Here is a 1,536-nt window from a genome sequence, read left to right as displayed (position 1 = left end):
TGCGCTGATAGATCACGGGGCACCGTGTTGAGTTGAGGCCTGCTCCCGGTTTTGGGGGTGGGCCTTTCTCTTTGTGGAGGTGTCTGGTGCCGGGGTTGCTGAGAGAGCTTGAGGGTGATCGGTTGGTGGTGGCGGTCGATCCGGGCAAGGTTTCGCATCGGGTGTGGCTGGCTGATCGGGAGCGCGGGTTGATCGGCGAGCCGGTGTCGGTCGCGAATTCCAGGGTTGGGATGCAGCAGCTCGCGGGATTGGTCGGTCGGCGTGATCCGGTGTTCGCACTCGAGGCGACGGGGTCGTTGCATCGCGCCTTCGCGGGAGAGTTGGAGCGTCGTTGGCCGGGCGCGTTGCGGTTGTTCGCGCCGTCGGAAACGCAGGCGGCGCGGGCGCAGATCGGCGCGCGCCGGTTTAAGACCGACGATCGCGATTGCGCGGCGCTGGTGTGGCTGGCACGTCAGGGCGCTGGGCGGCGGGCTGTCGCCTCGCCGGTGGCGGCGCTGCTGGCAGCGGTGGCGCACCGCCGCCAGCTCGTGCTCGCCCAGACGCCGCTGCGCCAGCGGCTGCACGATCAGCTCAACGCGCTCGCGCCCGGCCTTTCAGCGCCCGAAGGGCACGGCCGGGCGTTGTTGCTGCAGACGTCGACCGGACGTGCCGTGCTCGCCTGCGCGATCGACTTCGAAGGGCGCGCACCGAGCCCTCGGTCGTTGCAGACGCGCGCCGGCGGGCGCCTGAGCGACGCGACCGCGGGCTTCTGGTCGGCGCGCTGGAAAGACTGCCTCGCGCCACCCGCAGACGCCGCGCTGCGAGCCTCGCGCTTGGCGCGCGACGTCGCGCGCTTTTGGGCGCTGCGCGAGGACATCGCGTTCCTCGACGCCCAACTCGAGCAACTGCTGGCCGAAAGCGAGGGCCAGGTCCTGACATCGCTGCCGGGGGTCAAGGTCGTCCGCGCCGCTGCGTTTGCCGCCCACTCGCTGCCGATCGAGCGCTTCCCGACGCCCGAGCACCTGTACTCCGCCACCGGCCTGGCGCCGGCCAGTTATGCGTCCGCGACCGTCCGCAAACGCACCGCGATCAGTCGCACCGGCCTGCCCGAGCACCGCGACGCGCTGATGGCGATCGCCTGGGGCCTGGGCCGGTTCGCTCCCGCCTTCCAAAACCGGCGCCGCGAACTCGCCGAGCGCGGCCTGACTGGCATCAGAGCCCGCGTCGCGCTCGCCCGCCACGCCTGCCGGCTGTGCTGGCGGCTCCTGCAATCCCAACAGCCATACGACGATCAGCGTTACGATCGCGCCAGGCGAGACCGCGGGCGGTGACGGCGCTTGCGCTATGCCGCACTGACGGCGCAATCTAGCTTGCCGCCCGCCCGCGCTCGCCGGCCCTCACGGCGCACACGAAAGCCTGCCGCACCCGACGGCGCCTAATCAGCCTGCCGACCCGGACCGGCACCCGCCAGCGCGAAACGCCGCAAACACCGCGATCACCGACCGCGGCAAGCGCCGCTGCGCTCACCGCGATCTTGACTCATCGCCGGAAAGCTAG

General features: G+C 71.2%; 1 protein-coding gene. It reads left to right on the top strand.

Annotated features, from left to right (window positions below):
* Nucleotides 1–125: 125 nt before the first annotated feature.
* Complete coding sequence (locus OM076_RS44450; RefSeq protein WP_270046737.1) at nt 126–1,310, top strand: transposase; 1,185 nt, start codon at nt 126–128, stop codon at nt 1,308–1,310.
* The last annotated feature ends 226 nt before the right edge of the window (nt 1,311–1,536 follow it).

Source organism: Solirubrobacter ginsenosidimutans (genome assembly GCF_027587205.1).
The sequence above is the reverse complement of the archived record's forward strand: the minus strand, read 5'-3'. Positions and strand labels throughout refer to the sequence as shown.